A 1394-nucleotide genomic window follows, 5' to 3' on the forward strand; every position below is an offset into this window, starting at 1 on the left:
GCTCTGGGCTGGGCCGTGAAGGGTCCCTTCACAGTCAAATCGACTGTGAAGGGACCCTTCACGGCTCACGGCGCCTGGGGACCCCTCAACGGCCACACGCATGCGCGGCGGTGGTGCCGGGGCGGGTGCTCCTTCCCCAGAAGCACCCACCCCGGGGCTCAGCTCGCCTTGGCCGCCTCCACGGCGGTGTCGGCGGTGGCAGGGGTGTCGGCGTCGGCGTCGGGGTCGTCCGCGGCCTTGGCCGGCTCCTGATCGCGCGGTTTGGGCACCTCGCGCAACTCGTCCGAGGAAGGTCCGTCGTCTCCGAGCAGCAGTGGGGTGGCCTGGGACAGCAGTTGCTGCGTGACCCGGAGCTCTTCGATGGTGCGCGTGCGGATGGCGTCGAGTGCGTCCGCCTTCCCGGTGGCCTCGGTGACCAGCTTGTTCGCCTTCTCCGTGGCCTCGGTGACCAGCCTGTCCGACTTCTCCGTCGCCTCGGTGACCATCCGGTGGGCCTTCTCCGTGGCTTCGGTGACCAGCCTGTCCGACTTCTCCGTCGCCTCGGTGACCATCCGGTGGGCCTTCCCGGTCGCCTCGGTGACCATCTTTTCGACCTTCTCGCGGGCCTCGCGTTCCTGCTGCTCGATGGCGTTCACGGCATCCTGGCGCCGGATCGCCATCGCCTCCTCGAAGTCCTTCTCCACCTGCTGGCGGCGGCGCGCGGCCTGCTCGTCGAGTTTGCGCCGCAGCAGCGTGGCCTGGCTGGTCATGGCCTCGACCTCGGCACGGGTGCGCCGCATGAGCTCCTGGTGCTCGGCTGCGGACTGCTTGCGCCGCGCGTCCACCTCGGCGACGAGCCGCTCATGGCGTTCGCGCAGCTTCTGGGCCGAATGCTCGGCGGCGGCCCAGCTCCGCTCGGCGGCGGCGTGGGCCCGCTCGGTGATCTCCCTGGCCTCGTCCTCGGCCAGTTCCACCATGCGCAGCAGCCGCTCGCTCAGCCCGTCCGCCTCGATGGGCGTGCGGCTGATCCGGTCGATCTTCTCCCGCAGCCGGTCGTTCTCGCTGCGGAGTTCCTCCAGCTGACGCGCGAGATCCTCGGCCCCGGCGGCGGCCGCGTCACGGTCGGCGATCACCATCCGCAGATCCGCCTCCACCCGGCGGACGTACTCCCGGACCTGACGCGTGTCGTACCCGCGCCAGGTCCGGTCAAAGTCCGTGCGCAGCGGAACCAGATCATCACGAGTATCCACGCCCGTCATAGCACCTCCTGTAGCTCACCGGCCTGCTCGCGGACGAATCCCCATCCGACAGTCCTTTATGGACAAGGGGGAGAACCTGCTACGACAAGCATCCTCTTCTCGCCGCGTTCCGTCCACCAGCATTGTGCCAATCGCGCGGTTTCGCAGTGTGAATCC

The 1394-nt window shown here is 69.2% G+C and carries 1 protein-coding gene; it reads right to left on the minus strand.

Annotated elements, in window-relative coordinates:
* Nucleotides 1–158: 158 nt before the first annotated feature.
* Complete coding sequence (locus FNH05_RS37345) at nt 159–1238, minus strand: DivIVA domain-containing protein (RefSeq protein WP_144593533.1); 1080 nt, start codon at nt 1236–1238, stop codon at nt 159–161.
* Between the last annotated feature and the right edge of the window lie 156 nt (nt 1239–1394).

The sequence above is a fragment of the Amycolatopsis rhizosphaerae genome, assembly GCF_007713715.1.
GTDB classification, from domain to species: Bacteria; Actinomycetota; Actinomycetes; order Mycobacteriales; family Pseudonocardiaceae; genus Amycolatopsis_E; species Amycolatopsis_E rhizosphaerae.